Below are 16,503 nucleotides of genomic sequence, written 5' to 3' on the forward strand. Positions count from 1 at the left end.
AAAGACGCAGGGGCCGCCCTCCGGGTTGCCCGGCCGCACGGTGGGAGATGATGGAGGGATCCCCTGCTGGTTTCTCTTGATCCCTCTCGATTTCTCCCGCTTGATTTCTCCCGGAAAGGTCTCTCATGGCACCGCGCATCCTGTTGGCCCGGCATGGACAGACGGCGTGGTCGCTGTCCGGCAAGCACACCGGCCGGACGGATGTGCCGCTCCTGGAGGAGGGGCGCCGGGGGGCCAAGCTCCTCGGCGAGCGGCTGCACCGGGCGCCGCTGGACGGGCTGCCCGGGGTCGAGGTGCGCACCAGCCCGCTGGTCCGCGCGCGGGAGACGTGCGAGCTGGCCGGGTTCGGCGAGCGGGCGAGCACCTGGGACGCGCTGCTCGAGTGGGACTACGGGGCGTACGAGGGGATGACCCCGGCGGAGATACAGGCGGTCCGCCCGGGCTGGCTGATCTGGCGCGACGGCGTCCCCAAGGGGGAGAGCCTGGCGGCGGTCTCGGCGCGCGCGGACGAGGTCGTGGCCTGGGCCCGCGAGGCGGACCGCGACGTCCTGGTCTTCGCCCACGGCCACATCCTGCGGTCCATCGGGGCGCGCTGGCTGGGCCTGCCGCTGGACTTCGCCGCCCGGATCAGGCTCAACCCCACCTCCCTGTCGGTCCTGGGCTGGGCCTACGGGGAGCCGGCGATCGAGTCCTGGAACGACTGCGGGCATCTGGCGTTCTAGGGGGCGCGGGGGCGGCGGCCCCGGGCGCGCGGGGGCGCCGGGTTGACCTCCGCCCGGGGTTCCCCGAGCCGCGCCCCCGGGCCCCCGGCCGTCCCTCAGGCCGTCCGCGGCAGGCTCGCGTGCCGGTCGAGGAAGGCCGAGACCCCCGAGGCACGCCGGTGCGGGAGCAGCACCCGCGCGGTGCCCGCCAGCATGGTCAGGATCCTGGAGGACTGGACCTGGTCCAGGAGGTCCAGGACGCGCAGGCCCGCCTGGGCCGCCTCGTCGGGGCGGCCGCCGCGGGCCAGGTCGTCGGCCAGCTCCGCGGTGTACAGGGCGATGTTCCGGGAGAAGTGCGGGTCCTGGAGGTGCGCCGCGCGCCGCGCGTGCCGGGCCGCGCGGGTCCAGTCGCCGAGCGCCGACCAGCACTGCGCCTCAAGGCCCTCCAGCTCGGCCTCCCCGTAGAAGGTCATCCACTCGGGATCGGCCTCCGAGGTCCCCCGGTCGAACAGGGCCTGCGCCCGGACCAGTGCCTGTTCGCAGCCCGACCGGTCCGCGAGTCCGGCCCAGCCGCCCGCCTCCCGCAGCGCCAGCAGCGACATCAGCCGGTGCGAGCCGAGCGGCCGGGCGGCGCGCTGGGCCGCCTGCGCCGCCCGTACCGCCTCCCGGGGGCGGCCCGCGTCCCGGGCGAGGAACGCCGTGTTGCAGAAGGCGTGCGCCTCCAGGCCCGGATCACCGGCCATCCGCGAGGTGGCCAGCGCCTCCGCGTAGTGCGAGCGGGCGTCGTCGAAGCGCCCCGAGTCGTGCGCCAGCCAGCCGACGGAGATGGCCAGTTCACCCGCGCCCGCGAACAGCCGCTCGGTGACCGCCTGCCGGGTCGTGCCCGCGTCGAGCAGCGCGTACGCGGCCCGCAGGGGAGCCGTCGCCCGCCGGTAGAGGCCGTCCGCGCCGTGCCGGTCGTCGAGCAGCCTGATTCTGCGTACGGCGTCTTCGAGCGCGCTCGCCTCGGAGGTGCCCGCACGGTGGACGGGCCGTTCTGCGGCCGCGGCCGAGCCGCCGGAGGTCGGCCCGACCGGGCCCAGGGAGACGGCCGCCACGGCGGCGCCGCCTCCGGTCATGAATGCGCGACGCTGCACGTCGCTCTCCTCGTGGTTCTGTGCGTCGTGCGGGTGTCCGCCGTACGACTCGTACATGTCGTGGATGGCTCGGGTGTCCCGCATCTCATACGTCTCACACGCCCGCGGGGACTCACCGGGAGCATGGGGGACGCTGCCGGGGCACCCGGGGGGCGCTTCGTCGCCGGTGCGCGCCCCGCGGCCGCGTACGGAGGAACGGGGGGCGAACCCCAGGTCCGCGAGGGTGTGGCCGGGGAACATGTGCAGGAACACTCGTTCGTAGGCGTAGTTGGGGCAGCGGATCTCACCGGCCTCCACGCGGCCGATGTAGCGAGCGTCACAGCTGACCCGCTCGCCGATCTCGCGCGCGGCGCGCCGCACCGCCGCGGCGAACTCGCCCGGCGAGCGCGGTCCGCGCAGGTGCCGGAAGGCGAGGTTCGGCCGCGGCGGCCTGGGGGACTGGGACGTACTCATGGCCGGGCCCTCTCTTGCGAACCGTCGAACCATGCCGGATTCAGGATGTCTTGTCCGTGTGGTGCTGGTTGGCTCCCTGTGTCCGGCGGTGCAAGAAAGTACCTGCCCCGCGGGGTCCGTCATGCACGGTTTAGCTACAAACCGGATATCTCATGCGCGATCTGCCATGAACTGCCATCCTTATCGGCGGCGTTGTGCCGTTGCCGTTGACGCTTCACCGCGTTGAACCGGGTGGACCGGGAGCCGCCCGAAGCCCCGACCCAACTCACCGCCGAGGAGGGGTTCCGTTGGAAGCCGGGATGCAGACCAGGCAGAGCACCGAGTTCCGAACACAGCCGCCGCCCGCGCGCCGCATGCCGGCGTCCGAGCGCGGCGCACCGCCGAACCGGGCCCCCGACCTCGTGACCGTCCCCGCCCGGCAGGGCCTGGAGGCGGTCGACATCCTCCGCCGCGGCGCGGGCGACTGCGTGGGCCCCGTCCTGCACGACGGCGGCTGCGACACCCTCGGCTTCCTGGTCCCGCCGGGCACCGCGGACGGCTGGGACGTCCCCGGCAGCACCTGTACGCAGACGGACGGCAAGGGCCTGAGCCTGGTCGCCGGGCAGCCCCAGTCCGAGGGCCGCGCCTGGCTGCTCCCGCCCGGCGACGCCGAACTGGCCACCGACCCGGCGGTGCTCCGCGAGGCGCTCGGCGAGGCGGCCCGGCTGATCGAGGCCGCGGACAACTGTCGGTAAGCGCGCGCCGACAGCCCGGAAACCCCCCTGCTCGGGGTCCGGCCCCCGAGCGGCCGCACCCCCGGCCTCCCCCGATAATGGCGGAATGGGGAGGTCACCGAAGTCACGGAACGGACGGCGCGGGCAGGCGGCGGAGGCCCTGGTCGAGGCGGTCGACGGCGGGCTCGCCGAGCTGGTGCCCGACCGGGACCGGCCACGGGCCTGGACCCTGCTCATCGACGGCGCCCCGCAGTCGCATGTCGACCTCGACGACCCCGCCCACCTCGCCTTCGAGTACCAGCGGCGCCTCGGGCACCTCATCGACCTCGCCGCCCCGCCCGGCCGTCCCGTGCAGGCCGTGCACCTCGGCGGCGGCGCCTTCACCCTCGCCCGCTACACCGCGGCCACCCGCCCCCGCTCCACCCAGCAGGTCGTCGAACGCGACGCGGCACTCGTCCAACTCGTCCGGCGCGCCCTTCCGTTGGACCCTAACGCCCGGATACGGGTGCGCTCCACGGACGCCCGCGAGGGGCTCGCCAAGGTGCCGGACGGCTGGGCGGACCTGGTCATCGTGGATGTGTTCAGCGGTGCGCGCACCCCGGCGCACCTCACCTCCGTCGAGTTCGTCGGCGAGATCCGCCGGGCGCTGAAGGACGGCGGCCTCTACGCGGCCAACCTCGCCGACGGGCCGCCGCTGGCCCATCTGCGCGGCCAGATCTCCACTGCCGCGGCCGTCTTCCCCGAACTGGCGCTGCTCGCCGACCCCGCCGTGCTGCGCGGCAAGCGCTTCGGCAACGCGATCCTGGCCGCCTCCGGGCACCCGCTGCCCCTCGCCGAACTGACCCGCCGCGCCGCCTCCGACCCGCACCCCGCGCGCGTGGAGCACGGCAGGGCGCTCCATGACTTCACCGGCGGCGCGGCGGCGGTCACGGACGCGGCAGCCGTGGCGTCACCGGCACCGCCGCCGTCGGTCTTCCGCTGACCCGCAGCCGCCCGGAGCAGCCCTGAGCCGCTCCGGGGCTGCCCGGAGCCGCCCGGGGCTGCCCGGAGCAGCCCTGAGCCGCCCGGAGCAGCCCTGAGCCGCTCCGGGGCTGCGGTCAGTAGGTCCCGATCTCCACCCGGGGCGGTCCGTCGTGCCAGGTGCAGAACACCGACACCCGGTCGGTGCCCGAGGCGAACTCCACCCGGATCCAGGACTCCGTCTTCCACACCTGCATCGACCAGCCCGGGCCGGGCGTGGCCGACACCAGGGTCGCGGAGGTGCCGCCGAGGTCGAAGACCGCACGTCCGCCATCGGTGTCGTAGCTCTTGACCCGGCCCGAGGAGGATGCGGTGGAAGGGGAGGACGGGCTGGGCGACGACGGCGCCGGGGCGGTCGTGGACGGGGTGTGCCGGGTGCCGCCCGTCGGGGAGGAGGTCGGCCCGGGGCGCGGCGGCGTCGTCCCGCCCGGACCCTTCGACGCCTCGGGTCGGCCCGTCGACGAGGCCAGCGGGTCCGCCGCGCCCTGTGCCGTGGCGCCGCCCGCCGTGATGGGCAGGGCGCGCGGCGGATCGTAGGCGGTCCCCGCCATCACCGTGTGGACGCCCCACCACGACAGGGTGACCGCCGCGCCGGTGGCGAGCGACCAGGCCAGTACGTGTACGAGTCCTCTGAGCATCCCGGCCATAGTGCCTCACGCGTCCCACCCGTGTCTCACGAGTCGCACACACTTCCGTACGGCCCCGGGGTCCGCGGGAGTTGTCCACAGGCCACGGCCGGGCTCCTCCGTATGGCGTACGGTGCCGCCCATGGCAAGTGTGCTCGTGGTCGAGGACGACCAGTTCGTACGCTCGGCGCTGATCAGGCACCTGACCGACGCCGGGCACATCGTGCGCAGCGTCGGGACGGCGCTCGAGGCGCTGCGCGAGGTCGCCCATCTCTCCTTCGACGTCGTGATCCTCGACCTCGGACTGCCCGATCTGGACGGGGCCGAGGCACTGAAGATGCTGCGCGGCATCACCGACGTACCGGTGATCATCGCCACCGCGCGCGACGACGAGACGGAGGTCGTCCGGCTGCTCAACGCGGGCGCGGACGACTATCTGACCAAGCCGTTCTCGGTCGAGCACCTCTCGGCACGGATCGCGGCGGTGCTGCGCCGCTCCCGCGCGCTCGCCGCGGACACCGCGTCCCCGTCGGTGATCCGGGTCGGCGGCCTCGCCATCGACCCCCTGCGCCGCCATGTCGAACTCGACGGCGCCCGGCTGGATCTGACCCGGCGCGAGTTCGACCTGCTCGCCTTCCTCGCCGGGCGGCCCGGAGTGGTCGTCCCGCGCCGGGAGCTGCTCGCCGAGGTGTGGCAGCAGTCGTACGGGGACGACCAGACCATCGACGTCCATCTCTCCTGGCTGCGGCGGAAGCTGGGCGAGACCGCGGCCCGACCCCGCTATCTGCACACCCTCAGAGGCGTCGGAGTGAAGCTGGAACCGCCGCGGACGGAGCCGGGACCATGAGGTGGGCCCTGGTCAAGGTCTGCCTGGCGGTGACCACGATGGTGGTGGTCGCCTTCGCGGTCCCGCTCGGACTGGTCATCCGGGAGATGGCCCGCGACCGCGCCTTCTCGAACGCGGAGCGGGAGGCGGCCGCGATCGCGCCCGCGCTCTCCATCACCACCGACCGGGACCAGCTGGAGCGGGTCGTGGCCTCGGCGGGTTCTGACGACGGGATCGCGGTGCACATACCGGCGGGCGAGGGCACGAAGGCCCTCGACATCGGCCGCCGCCGCGCCGCGGACAAGGACATCACGGCCACCCGGCGGCTGGGCCGCGCCTCCGTCGCCGCGGTCCCGGGCGGCTCCGCGCTGCTCCAGCCCACCGCGCTCAGCTCCGGCGCGATCGCCGTGGTCGAGGTGTATGTGCCGGAGTCCGAGGTGACCAATGGCCTCGGCACGGCCTGGGCGGTGCTCGCCGGGGTGGGCGTCGCGCTGGTCATCGGCTCGGTGGCGGTCGCCGACCGGCTCGGTGTGCGCATGGTGCAGCCCGCGCAGCGCCTGGTGGAGGGTGCGCACAAGCTGGGGGAGGGCAAGCTCGGGGCCCGTGTTCCCGAGGAGGGCCCGACCGAACTGCGCCTGGCGGCGGTCGCGTTCAACTCGATGGCCGACCAGGTCGTCCAACTCCTCGCCAACGAGCGGGAGCTCGCGGCCGATCTGTCCCACCGGCTGCGCACCCCGCTGACCGTGCTGCGGCTGAACACGGCCTCGCTGGGCGAGGGCCCGGCTGCGGAGCAGACCCGGGCGGCCGTGGCCCAGCTGGAGCGCGAGGTGGACACGATCATCCGCACGGCACGGGAGGCCAAGCCGCAGACCGCCGCGGCGGGACCGGGCGCCGGGTGCGACGCCGCCGAAGTGGTCCGGGAGCGGATGGAGTTCTGGTCGGCGCTGGCGGAGGACGAGGGCCGCAAGTGGCGGGTGGCCGGGGTCGAGCGGCCGGTGCGCATACCCGTGGCCCGCGCCGATCTCGCGGCCGCGCTGGACGCACTGCTCGGCAATGTCTTCCGGCACACCGCGGAGGGCACGGCCTTCGCGGTCGATGTGCACAACGGCGAGGACGCGGTGATCGTGCTGGTCTCCGACGCGGGGCCGGGCATCACCGACCCGGAGGCCGCCATGGCTCGCGGCCGCGGTTCGGGCAGCGACGGCTCGACCGGCCTCGGCCTGGACATCGTGCGGCGGCTCGCGGAGTCGACGGGCGGGGACGTGCGGATCGGCTCCTCGGTGCTGGGCGGCACGGAGGTGCGGATCTGGTTCCAGCTGGACGGCCGGGCACCGGTGCGGCGAGGACACCGCGGGTCGGTCCGGCGCCGTCGGCCCGGCAGACAGGCCCCGACCTTTAATCGTCCCCGATCCCTTCCTTAAGCGCGCCCTAAGATCCGCAACGCCCACCCGGAACGGCCGGTTTCGACCGGTTCCGGCTCGCTAGCGTGCTGCCGTACCCCCCCCGTGAACAGCGAAGGCAGGCACGTGATGAGCAGTACGCACCGGCGCAGGATCAGCGGTCGGAACAAGGCGATCGGCGGCGTGGTCGCCGCCTCGGTCGTGGGCGGCGGAGCGCTCCTGATCACCGGCACGGCCCATGCCGCCGGAGTCGGCGCCGTGTACACGAAGACCAGCGCCTGGTCGACGGGCTACACCGCGCAGTACGTCGTCACCAACGACACCGGCCGGGCCGGGGACAACTGGACGCTCCAGTTCGACCTGCCGTCGGGCGCGAAGCTCAGCTCACTGTGGAACGGCACCTCGACGGTCGACGGACGGCATGTCACCGTACGGCCGCCCGCCTGGGACAAGGACGGCCTCGCCGCGGGCGAGTCGGTGACCGTGGGCTTCGTGGTGAACGGAGCGGGCGACCCGACCGGCTGTCTCATAGACGGGGCGAAGTGCTCGGCGGACGACGGCGCGACCCCGGAGCCCAGCGGCCGCCCCACCGCGTCCACGACCCCCAAGCCGTCCCCGACGGCGACCACCGGGCCGACCGCCACCGCCTCTGCCCGCGCAAAGCCGACACCCACCACACCCACCGCCCCGGCCCCCACCCGCACCACCGGCGGCGGCACGGCGGCGGGCGCCGGATTCGCCCCGTACGTCGACACCTCCCTCTACCCGGCCTTCGACCTGCTCGCCGCCGCGAAGGCGACCGGGGTCAAGACCTACAACCTGGCCTTTGTCACCGACGGCGGCGGCTGCACCCCCAAGTGGGGCGGTGTCACGGCCATCGGCAGCGACGCGGTGGCCGCCCAGATCGGCGACCTGCGCGCCAAGGGCGGTGACGTCCGGGTCTCCTTCGGCGGTGCCTCCGGGTCGGAGCTGGCGACCACCTGCTCCTCCGCGGACGCGCTCGCGGCGGCGTACGGAAAGGCCGTGGACACCTACAAGCTGACCAAGGTCGACTTCGACATCGAGGGCGGCGCGCTGCCGAACACCGCGGCGAACACCCGCCGGGCGCAGGCCATCGCTGCACTCCAGCGTCAGCACCCCGGCCTGGACGTCTCGTTCACCCTCCCCGTCATGCCCGAGGGCCTGACCCAGGACGGCGTGAACCTGCTCGCCGACGCCAAGAAGAACGGTGTGAAGATCTCCACCGTCAACATCATGGCGATGGACTACGGCGCCTCCTACAACGGCGACATGGGCGCCTACGCCGAGCAGGCCGCCACCGCCACCCAGGCGCAGATCAAGAGCGTGCTGGCGCTCTCCGACAGCGCCGCCTGGAAGACGGTCGCCGTCACCCCGATGATCGGCGTCAACGACGTCTCCACCGAGATCTTCAAGGTCGACGACGCCACCCAGCTGGTCGGCTTCGCCCAGTCCAAGGGCCTGGGCGGACTGTCGATGTGGTCGGCGGCCCGGGACAAGCAGTGCCCCGGCGGCGCCAAGTCCTACGCGGACCCCACGTGCAGCTCGGTCACCCAGGAGGCGTTCGCCTTCTCCAAGGCCTTCGCCGCCTTCCAGTAAGCCGCCCGACTCCGGACCGTCAGCCCCGGACCGGCGGTGTCCCGGACCGGCGGTGTCCGGGGCGCGGCACACTCCTCGTGCCGCGCCCCGGACGGTCACTCGGCCACCGGCGGCAGTGTCCCCGTGCGGGCCGCCCGGCCGTACCACCGGGCGCTCGACTTCGGGGTGCGGGCCAGCGTCGCGTAGTCCACATGGACCGCCCCGAACCGTTTGCTGTAGCCGTACGACCATTCGAAGTTGTCCAGCAGGGACCACAGGTAGTAGCCGCGCACATCGGCGCAGTCCGAGAGGGCGCGGTGCACCGCCGACAGATGCCCGTGCAGATACGCGATCCGCTCCGGGTCGTGGACCCGGCCGTCGGGATCCTGCTTGTCGTCGTAGGCCGCGCCGTTCTCCGTGATGTACAGCGGCAGCCCCGGGGTCTCCCGGGTGTACCGCATGAGCAGCTCGTACAGCCCCGTCGGGTCGACGGTCCAGCCCATCCCGGTGCGTTCACCGGGCGTCCGGTGGAAGACCACGTCGTCCGCGCCCGGCCAGGGCGAGTGGGCGCTCGCGCCGTGCCCGTCCGCGCGCGGGCCGCCCGGGGCCGCCGTAGCGGCCGCGGACACCAGGGCCGGGGTGTAGTAGTTCAGGCCCAGCGCGTCCAACGGCTGCCGGATGGTCTCCAGATCCCCGTCCCGCACCTGCGACCAGTCGGTGACCGAGGAGGTCGCCGCGAACAGGGTCTCCGGGTACGCGCCGTGCAGCATCGGCCCGTGGAAGACGCCGTTCGCCAGGTCGTCGATCGTCCGGGCCGCCGCCAGGTCCGCGGGGTCCCGCGACACCGTGCGCACCACGGAGGAGTTCAGGCTCACCGCCACCGAGTTGCGGGCCGGCATCACCGAGCGCAGCGCGGAGGTCCCGAGGCCATGGGCCAGATTCAGATGGTGGGCGGCGCGCAGGGCGGCCACCGGGTCCGTACGGCCGGGGGCGTGCACCCCCGAGCCGTAGCCCAGGAAGGCGCTGCACCAGGGCTCGTTCAAGGTGATCCACTGATCGACGCGGTCGCCCAGCGCCTCGCCCAGGATCCGCGCGTACTCGGCGAACCGGAACGCCGTGTCCCGTTCCGGCCAGCCGCCCGCGTCCTCCAGCTCCTGCGGCAGGTCCCAGTGGTAGAGGGTGATCGCGGGCCTGATGCCGTGTGCGAGCAGTTCGTCGACCAGTCGGCGGTAGAAGTCCAGGCCCCGCTGGACGGCCGGACCCCGGCCCGTCGGCTGCACCCGCGACCAGGAGACCGAGAAGCGGTATGCCGTCAGGCCCAGTTCGGCCATGAGTGCGACGTCCTCGCGGTAGCGGTGGTAGTGGTCGACGGCGATGTCACCGGTGTCGCCGTCGGCCGTCCGGCCGGGCGTATGGCTGAAGGTGTCCCAGATGGAGGGGGTACGGCCGTCCTCCCGCACCGCGCCCTCGATCTGGTACGCGGAGGTCGCCGCGCCCCAGAGGAAGTCGGCGGGAAAGGTCACGGGCGTCGCGGACTCGGTCATGGAAGCGCTCCCATTGATGGTCGGGACAACTCACGTCGTGGGGAGGGGAAGCAGGAGAGAAGGCGGGAAGTCACCCCTTGATCGCGCCCTGCATGATCCCGCCCACGATCTGCTTCCCGAACAGCAGAAAGGCGATCAGCAGCGGCAGCGTGCCGAGCAGGGCGCCCGCCATGATCACCGCCTGGTCGGGGACATAACCGGTGCCCAGCGAGTTGAGCGCGACCTGCACGGTCGGGTTCTGCTGGTTGAGGGCGATGATCGGCCACAGGAAGTCGTTCCAGGCGAACACGAAGGTCAGCAGCCCCAGCACGGCCATCGCGGGCCGCGCCGCGGGAAAGACCACATGCCAGACGACCCGTGCGCTGCTCGCTCCGTCCACCCGCGCCGCCTCGATCAGCTCGGTGGGCAGCGCCTGCACCAGGTACTGCCGCATGAAGAAGGTGCCGAAGGCGGTGACCAGCGTCGGCAGCACCACCGTCTGCAACCGGTTCGACCAGCCGAGGTCGGACATCCACAGATACAGCGGTACGACGGCCAGCTGCGGCGGGATCATCATCGTGCCGACGGTCAGCAACAGCAGCGCGCCGGAGAACTTGAACCGCAGCTTGGCGAAGGCGAATCCGGCGAGCGTGGAGAACAGCACCGTACTGGCGGTGATGGTGGCCGCCACCAGCACGGAGTTGAACATCGCGGTGCCCAGACCCGCCTGGTCCCAGGCCGTCTGGAGGTTCTTGAAGAGGTTCCCGCCGAACCACAGCGGCGGCGGGGTCCGGGCAAGCCGCCGGTCGGTGCGGGAGGCCGCGACCGCCGTCCACACCAGCGGGGCCAGCGAGACCAGCGCGAAGACGGTCAGTACGGCATAGGTGACCGGGCCCGCGTCCAGCTGCCTGCCCGCCCCCATCACCCGGGGCCGCCGCGGCCACCGGACGCTCCTGGTTGCCCCCTTGGCGGGCACCTGCGTCAACGCCGGGTCACCGGTACTCATCGGTCCCTCCTCAGCCTGCGCGTCAGCAGCATGTTGACCACGGCCACCACCAGCAGGATCAGGAACATCGACCAGGCGATGGCGGAGGCCTTGCCGAGATTGCCGATGATCCAGCCCTGGTCGTACATGTACAGGCCGAGGGTCTGGTACTGGTGCTCGGAGCCGCCCTTGGAGCCGCTGACACCGCCGAACAGCAGGGGCTCCCCGAAGAGCTGTGTCGCGCCGATCGTGGAGACGATCACCGTGAACAGGATGGTCGGCCGCAGCATCGGCACCGTCACATGGCGGAACTGCTGCCATCGCCCCGCCCCGTCCAGCGCCGCCGACTCGTACAGATCGCTGGGGATCGCCTGCATCGCCGCCAGATAGATCAGCGCGTTGTAGCCGGTCCACCGCCAGATCACGATCGAGGACACCGCGAACTGCGAACCCCAGTCCGACTCACGCCAGTTGACCGGCCCCACCCCGACGAAATGCAGCAGCCAGTTGACCAGGCCGCCGTCCCAGGAGTACAGCAGCGTGAAGACCAGCGTCGCCGCCGCCACCGAGGTGGCGTAGGGGGTGAGCATCACGACCCGCCAGACGGTCGAGCCGCGCAGCCGGTAGTGGAGCAGATGCGCCAGCCACAGCGCCGCAAGCAACTGCGGCACCGTGGAGATCACACCGATGGTGAAGGTGTTCTCCAGCGCGTTCCAGAAGAACTCCGAGGACAGCAGGTTGCGGTAGTTGTCCAGACCCGCCCAGGTCTGGGCGTGCAGCGCGGACAACTGCACATCGTGGAGCGAGTACCAGGCCGTGTAGAGCAGCGGCACCAGCGAGAACGCGCCGAAGACCACGAAGAACGGGGCGATGAACACATACGGCGACGCCTTGGTGTCCCAGCGGTAGAGCCTGCTGCGCCAGGAGCCGGTACCGCCGCCGGTCGGCGGCGTGCCGCGCCCGTGCCCGCCCCGGGCCGCGCCCGGCTGGTTGCCGGGTGCGGCCCCGGCGCTCGACGCATGCTGCGCGAGAGCCTCCTGGGAGCCGGTCACCGGCCCAGCACGTCCTTGATCTCCGCGGCGGCCGCGGCCCAGCCCTGGGCCGGGGTCCTGCCCTTCTGCTCCACCTGGAGGATGCCGACGTCGGAGATCGCGCCGTCGATCGGCTTGTCCTTGGGGCCGAGGGGCTGCGAGGGGATGGTCCTGGCCGAGTCGGAGAAGATCTGGGTGAGCGGCGCGCCGGAGAAGTAGGCGGTGGTGTCGGCCTGCGGCTTCAGATCCGGGTACGCCGACGGGGTCGACGGGAAGCTGGCCTGCTTGGCGAAGACCTTCGCCTGCTGCTCGGGCGCGGTCAGCCACTTCGCCAGCGCGATGGCCTCCTTGCGGTGTTTGCCCGCCGTCGGCACGCCGAGGAAGGAGCCGCCCCAGTTGGAGGCGGTCGGGGCCGCCGCCACGTCCCACTTGCCCTTGCCGGAGTCACCGGACTTCTGCTCGATGTAGCCGATCATCCAGGCAGGGCAGGCGACCGTGGCGAAGGTGCCGTTGGCGAAGCCCTGGTCCCAGGTCGGGTCGAACTGCTTCAGCTTGGCCGACATATCGCTGGTGGCCGCGGTCATGGCGACGTCCCAGGCCTGCTTCACCCCCGGGGAGGTGTCCCAGACGACCTTGCCGTCCTTGTCGTAGTTGCGCTCGCTCGCGCCGCCCACCACCGCGTTGTAGACCGAGGCGGCCGAGTCCACGAACTTGGTGCCCCTGGGTGCCTTCTTCATGTACTGCTTGCCGAGGTCGACATACTTGGCCCAGTCGCCGTGCCAGAGCGCGGCGAGCTTGGTGCGGTCCGTCTCCAGACCGGCCTTCTGGAAGAGGTCCTTGCGGTAGCAGACCGCCATCGGGCCGATGTCGGTGCCCAGTCCGATGGTCTTGCCGTCCTTGGTGGTGGCCTGCGCCAGCTTCCAGCCCAGCCACTGGGAGGTGTCGGCCTCCTTGCCGAGGTCCACGAACTTGTCCGCCTGGGTCTGCACCGCCTCGGTGATGTTGCCGACCTCGATGGCCTGCACATCGTCCGTGCCCGCGCCCGCCTGGAGGCGAGTGAGAACCTTCGGCCAGTAGACGTCGGTGCGGGTGGTGACGTTCTCCTTGATGGTGATGTCGGGGTGCAGCTTCATGTACTCGTCGTAGAGACCGGCCTGCTGGTAGCCGAAGACGCCGAACGTTCCCACGGTCAGGGTGGTTCTGCCGTGGCCGCCGCCGCTGGTGTCCGACGAGCCGTCGTCCGAGTCGTTGGCGCAGCCGGCCAGCAGCCCCGCGGCGAGCGCGGCGACGGCCGCGAAGGCCACCAGTCGAGGGGACCGGCGGGTACTCGTACGCATTGCGTCCTCCTGTTGCCTGACGTGCCGCCCCCGGCCAACTGCACTGACTGAAGCCGTACTTGTTCGCTGCGGCTCGGACGGGGAACGTGCGGGATGTGTAGGTGTCAGGTACTGTGGGAGCGCTCCCACTTGTGATGTGTTGAAGAGTCGTGGGTCCGGGCGGGGGTGTCAAGGGAGTGGACGGGCCCAACTGGACTCAGTTGTGGGGTCGTTGGGCCGATCTGGAATTCGGGCTGCGAACCCGTGCTGGAGGTCGGGCTGTTGACCGGACCGGGAGAAGGCCATGCGGCCGGTGCTGCGGTGCTGCGGTGCTGCGGTGCTGCGGTGCTGCGGTGCTGCGGTGCTGCGGTGCTGCGGTGCCGCAGTGCGCGGTGCGCGGTGCGCGGTGCGCGGTGCCGCAGTGTCGCGGTGCGCGGTGCCCAGTGCCGAGCGCACGACGATCACGAGGCCGACGGACTGTTAGATTCCAGGCCAAAGAGACAACTGCGGGAGGCAGGTCCCCATGGCAGGCCAGGGAGCGCGGGGCCGGAGCGGCGGTCGGCCCACCCTCGAAGAGGTGGCCGCACGCGCCGGGGTCGGACGCGGCACGGTGTCCCGGGTGATCAACGGATCGCCCCGGGTGAGCGACGCGACCCGCGCCGCGGTCGAGGCGGCCGTCGCGGAACTCGGCTATGTGCCCAACACGGCGGCCCGGGCACTGGCCGCCAACCGCACGGACGCCATCGCCCTCGTCGTGCCCGAGCCGGAGACCCGCTTCTTCGCCGAGCCGTACTTCTCGGACATGCTCAAGGGTGTGGGCGCCCAACTGGCCGACACCGAGATGCAGTTGCTGCTGATCTTCGCGGGCAGCGACCGGGAGCGCCGCAGACTGGCCCAGTATCTGGCGGCGCACCGGGTGGACGGGGTCCTGCTGGTGTCGGTGCACGCGGACGATCCGCTGCCCGACCTCCTCGCCCAGCTGGAGATCCCGGCGGTGATCAGCGGCCCCCGCTCGGAGCATGAGGCCCTGCCGTCGGTGGACTCCGACAACTACGGCGGTGGCCGCTCGGCGGTCGAGCATCTGATAGCCCGCGGCCGGACGCACATCGCCACCATCACCGGACGCCTCGACGTCTACGGCGCCCAGCGGCGCGCCGACGGCTACCGGGACGCCCTGCGGGACGCGGGCCGCGCGGTGGACGAAGCCCTGATCGCCGCCGGCGACTTCACCGAGGAGGGCGGCCGTCGCGCCATGACGGAACTGCTGGCCCGCCGCCCCGCCCTGGACGCGGTGTTCGCGGAGTCGGACGTGATGGCGGCGGGTGCCCGCCAGGTGCTGCGCGAGGCCGGCCGCCGCATCCCCGACGACGTGGCCCTGGTCGGCTTCGACGACTCGGCGATCGCCCGCCATATGGACCCGCCCCTGACGAGCGTGCGCCAGCCGATCGAGGAGATGGGCCGCGCGATGATCGACCTGCTCCTGGAGGAAATAGCCGACCGCCGCCCGACCCCCTCCCGACTCCTGAAACCCCGCCAGCTGGTCCTCCCGACGGAACTGGTGGAACGGGCGTCGTCCTGAACGGCCCGGCACCCGCCGCGCTCACCGGTGGCGAAGGGCGTCGCGGCCGCAGACGGTGCTCGGCTCGACGCCACTCCGGCGGCTCGACGTGTACGGGCCGGGATGACGCCGACGTCGCCGCCCACAGCCGGATCAACCGGGCCACTCGTCTCGGGAGTTGAATACCCTGATCCGCATGGCCGACGGCACCGGCGTGCCGCTTTCCGACCTCGTCCGACAGCAGCGGCCCCGACTGGGACTTCCTGATCGATACTTCCCGACCGGGGCCACGCCGTGCAGATCAGCCCTTCTGAGGGACGATGAATCCCCTCACGGGCCGCTCGTTGTGCGGGTCACGCGAGTCCTGTTGCTGCGTGCGTTTCCACGCTGCCACCAACTGTGCGTACCGCGGGTCAATCCACTCGGACATACAACCTCCCTTCACAGGCGAGGCTAGGGCCACTCGGGCTTCGGCATGGGCTGCCTCCCAGCCCAGGGCCGTGATCTTCTCGCGGGTGCGGTCCAGGACCGGCGGGTCGTAGTGGGTGGGGTCGTAGCCCGGGTAGTGGTGCACGAAGCTGCCAAGCCGTTCGCACAGTTCGGCGTACATGGCGGTGTGCAGGATCAGGGCGTGCCAGCCCTCGTCCACGATCCGCGACGGGGCCAACCCGGTAGTCGGGTTCGTCGCGCAGACGGCCACGAACTTCAGCCCTCGTCGACGATGCGGGCGGCCATCTCCTCGGGCATGTCCGGGTTGGCATCCATGATGGTGCTGCGGACGCTGGCGAACTCGCGGTCGGTGATGCCTGTCTCGCGAACGGTGTCTGTGGGCATGGTGGCTCCGTTCGGGCTTCCGCTCCGAACCGTACCCGCACCGCCACGTTGCGGATACGCAAACGGCACCGCTCACTCCAGACGAGCAGCGCCGCCCGTCACCGCCAGTCGGCGGCCAGTGCCACGAGCTCGGTGAGGCTGTCGACCTGCCAGTCCGCCGCGGCCACCACCTGAGGGTCGTCCGCCCACAGATGCCCCCACGGGCCGCGCCGGAGGTGCGCCACCCGGAGCCCGGCGGCCTTCGCGGGAAACACGTCGTTGGCCGGATGGTCGCCGACATACACCGTCGCCTGCGGCTCGGCCCGCGCCGCTTCCAGTGCGCGCTCGAAGAAGGCGCGCTGAGGCTTCGCGACATCCCACTCGGCCGATGTGGCGACGAGATCCACGGGGAGGTCCAGGTCGCGGAGCAGCTGTCCGGCGCGGGCGGTCTGGTTCCCGGCGACGACTACCCGGAATCCGAGGCCGCGCAGGGCGGCGAGGGCCGGGCGTACGTCGTCGTACAGGTCGGCCTCGTCGAGGAGTTCGCGTGCCCGGCCGTCTCCCGCACCGCGTATTCGGCTTGGACGTCGATGCCGGGTCGGACGAGGCGCAGCGCCTCGGCGTTGTCCAGGCCCTGGGTCACGACGGCGCCCACGAGAGCGGAAAGCGTGTGGCGGGGTACGCCGAGCCAGTCGGCCCCAGCGCCCAGTAGCGATCATCGCGGGTGAGCGTTTCGCCTACGTCGAAGACGATGCAGTCAATCATCCCCAGCAGCCTAAGGCGTCACTGTGGCGTCTGGGTGGGGT

At 72.1% G+C, this 16,503-nt stretch carries 15 protein-coding genes and 1 pseudogene; 7 read left to right on the plus strand and 9 right to left on the minus strand.

The window, feature by feature from the left end; genetic code table 11:
* Positions 1-125: 125 nt before the first annotated feature.
* Positions 126-722, plus strand: a complete 597-nt coding sequence (locus ACIHAA_RS06685; protein WP_399813913.1) for a histidine phosphatase family protein — start codon at positions 126-128, stop codon at positions 720-722.
* A 95-nt stretch (positions 723-817) separates the two neighbouring features.
* Here the strand turns inward: ACIHAA_RS06685 and ACIHAA_RS06690 are convergent, their stop codons facing one another.
* Positions 818-2,290, minus strand: coding sequence for a hypothetical protein (locus ACIHAA_RS06690; RefSeq protein WP_399813915.1), 1,473 nt, complete (start codon positions 2,288-2,290; stop codon positions 818-820).
* A 299-nt stretch (positions 2,291-2,589) separates the two neighbouring features.
* On the opposite strand from ACIHAA_RS06690, the gene ACIHAA_RS06695 reads away from it, so the two are divergent.
* On the plus strand, positions 2,590-3,024 hold the full coding sequence (locus ACIHAA_RS06695) for a hypothetical protein (RefSeq protein WP_399813917.1): 435 nt from the start codon (positions 2,590-2,592) through the stop codon (positions 3,022-3,024).
* Positions 3,025-3,109: 85 nt separating this feature from the next.
* Entirely contained in the window at positions 3,110-3,985 is an 876-nt protein-coding gene (locus tag ACIHAA_RS06700) for a spermidine synthase (RefSeq protein ID WP_399813918.1), read from the plus strand.
* A gap of 115 nt (positions 3,986-4,100) precedes the next feature.
* On the opposite strand, the gene ACIHAA_RS06705 is transcribed toward ACIHAA_RS06700, so the two are convergent.
* Complete coding sequence (locus ACIHAA_RS06705; RefSeq protein WP_399813919.1) at positions 4,101-4,661, minus strand: hypothetical protein; 561 nt, start codon at positions 4,659-4,661, stop codon at positions 4,101-4,103.
* A 130-nt stretch (positions 4,662-4,791) separates the two neighbouring features.
* Here ACIHAA_RS06705 and ACIHAA_RS06710 point away from each other — a divergent pair, with 130 nt between their 5' ends.
* From ACIHAA_RS06710 to ACIHAA_RS06720, 3 genes are all read left to right on the plus strand, one after another.
* Positions 4,792-5,496: a response regulator transcription factor gene (locus ACIHAA_RS06710; RefSeq protein ID WP_399813921.1), complete on the plus strand. Its 705-nt coding sequence runs from the start codon at positions 4,792-4,794 to the stop codon at positions 5,494-5,496.
* On the plus strand, positions 5,493-6,896 hold the full coding sequence (locus ACIHAA_RS06715; RefSeq protein ID WP_399813923.1) for a sensor histidine kinase: 1,404 nt from the start codon (positions 5,493-5,495) through the stop codon (positions 6,894-6,896). Before ACIHAA_RS06710 ends, ACIHAA_RS06715 begins: the two co-directional genes overlap by 4 nt.
* A 108-nt stretch (positions 6,897-7,004) precedes the next feature.
* On the plus strand, positions 7,005-8,492 hold the full coding sequence (locus tag ACIHAA_RS06720; protein ID WP_399813924.1) for a cellulose binding domain-containing protein: 1,488 nt from the start codon (positions 7,005-7,007) through the stop codon (positions 8,490-8,492).
* Between the two features lie 95 nt (positions 8,493-8,587).
* Here ACIHAA_RS06720 and ACIHAA_RS06725 read toward each other — a convergent pair whose 3' ends face one another.
* The 4 genes from ACIHAA_RS06725 to ACIHAA_RS06740 all read right to left on the minus strand — a co-directional run bounded on the left by ACIHAA_RS06725 (position 8,588) and on the right by ACIHAA_RS06740 (position 13,347).
* Complete coding sequence (locus ACIHAA_RS06725; protein ID WP_399813925.1) at positions 8,588-10,015, minus strand: GH1 family beta-glucosidase; 1,428 nt, start codon at positions 10,013-10,015, stop codon at positions 8,588-8,590.
* A gap of 70 nt (positions 10,016-10,085) precedes the next feature.
* A complete protein-coding gene (locus tag ACIHAA_RS06730) occupies positions 10,086-10,916 on the minus strand; it encodes a carbohydrate ABC transporter permease (RefSeq protein WP_399814521.1) in 831 nt (276 codons plus the stop codon).
* An 80-nt stretch (positions 10,917-10,996) separates the two neighbouring features.
* On the minus strand, positions 10,997-12,031 hold the full coding sequence (locus ACIHAA_RS06735; protein WP_399813927.1) for a carbohydrate ABC transporter permease: 1,035 nt from the start codon (positions 12,029-12,031) through the stop codon (positions 10,997-10,999).
* The gene (locus ACIHAA_RS06740) at positions 12,028-13,347 is read right to left on the minus strand and encodes an ABC transporter substrate-binding protein (RefSeq protein ID WP_399813928.1); all 1,320 of its coding nucleotides are present in this window, start codon (positions 13,345-13,347) and stop codon (positions 12,028-12,030) included. The genes ACIHAA_RS06735 and ACIHAA_RS06740 overlap by 4 nt, the downstream gene beginning before the upstream one ends.
* 502 nt (positions 13,348-13,849) lie before the next feature.
* On the opposite strand from ACIHAA_RS06740, the gene ACIHAA_RS06745 reads away from it, so the two are divergent.
* Complete coding sequence (locus ACIHAA_RS06745; protein WP_399813930.1) at positions 13,850-14,905, plus strand: LacI family DNA-binding transcriptional regulator; 1,056 nt, start codon at positions 13,850-13,852, stop codon at positions 14,903-14,905.
* Positions 14,906-15,185: 280 nt separating this feature from the next.
* On the opposite strand, the gene ACIHAA_RS06750 is transcribed toward ACIHAA_RS06745, so the two are convergent.
* The 3 genes and pseudogenes from ACIHAA_RS06750 to ACIHAA_RS06760 form a co-directional block, all read right to left on the minus strand.
* Entirely contained in the window at positions 15,186-15,551 is a 366-nt protein-coding gene (locus tag ACIHAA_RS06750; protein WP_399813932.1) for a hypothetical protein, read from the minus strand.
* A 38-nt stretch (positions 15,552-15,589) separates the two neighbouring features.
* A complete protein-coding gene (locus tag ACIHAA_RS06755) occupies positions 15,590-15,718 on the minus strand; it encodes a hypothetical protein (protein ID WP_399813934.1) in 129 nt (42 codons plus the stop codon).
* 98 nt (positions 15,719-15,816) lie between these two features.
* A pseudogene (locus ACIHAA_RS06760) lies at positions 15,817-16,462 on the minus strand (HAD family hydrolase).
* Between the last annotated feature and the right edge of the window lie 41 nt (positions 16,463-16,503).

The organism is Streptomyces sp. NPDC052040, assembly GCF_044548405.1.
GTDB lineage: Bacteria > Actinomycetota > Actinomycetes > Streptomycetales > Streptomycetaceae > Streptomyces.

Coding starts and splice junctions, on each gene's coding strand:
- ACIHAA_RS06745 (WP_399813930.1), top strand. CDS start 13,850: ATGGCAGGCCAGGGAGCGCGGGGCCGGAGCGGCGGTCGGCCCACCCTC.
- ACIHAA_RS06685 (WP_399813913.1), top strand. CDS start 126: ATGGCACCGCGCATCCTGTTGGCCCGGCATGGACAGACGGCGTGGTCG.
- ACIHAA_RS06720 (WP_399813924.1), top strand. CDS start 7,005: ATGAGCAGTACGCACCGGCGCAGGATCAGCGGTCGGAACAAGGCGATC.
- ACIHAA_RS06700 (WP_399813918.1), top strand. CDS start 3,110: ATGGGGAGGTCACCGAAGTCACGGAACGGACGGCGCGGGCAGGCGGCG.
- ACIHAA_RS06715 (WP_399813923.1), top strand. CDS start 5,493: ATGAGGTGGGCCCTGGTCAAGGTCTGCCTGGCGGTGACCACGATGGTG.
- ACIHAA_RS06730 (WP_399814521.1), bottom strand. CDS start 10,916: ATGGGGGCGGGCAGGCAGCTGGACGCGGGCCCGGTCACCTATGCCGTA.
- ACIHAA_RS06690 (WP_399813915.1), bottom strand. CDS start 2,290: ATGAGTACGTCCCAGTCCCCCAGGCCGCCGCGGCCGAACCTCGCCTTC.
- ACIHAA_RS06755 (WP_399813934.1), bottom strand. CDS start 15,718: ATGCCCACAGACACCGTTCGCGAGACAGGCATCACCGACCGCGAGTTC.
- ACIHAA_RS06725 (WP_399813925.1), bottom strand. CDS start 10,015: ATGACCGAGTCCGCGACGCCCGTGACCTTTCCCGCCGACTTCCTCTGG.
- ACIHAA_RS06705 (WP_399813919.1), bottom strand. CDS start 4,661: ATGCTCAGAGGACTCGTACACGTACTGGCCTGGTCGCTCGCCACCGGC.
- ACIHAA_RS06740 (WP_399813928.1), bottom strand. CDS start 13,347: ATGCGTACGAGTACCCGCCGGTCCCCTCGACTGGTGGCCTTCGCGGCC.
- ACIHAA_RS06695 (WP_399813917.1), top strand. CDS start 2,590: ATGCAGACCAGGCAGAGCACCGAGTTCCGAACACAGCCGCCGCCCGCG.
- ACIHAA_RS06710 (WP_399813921.1), top strand. CDS start 4,792: ATGGCAAGTGTGCTCGTGGTCGAGGACGACCAGTTCGTACGCTCGGCG.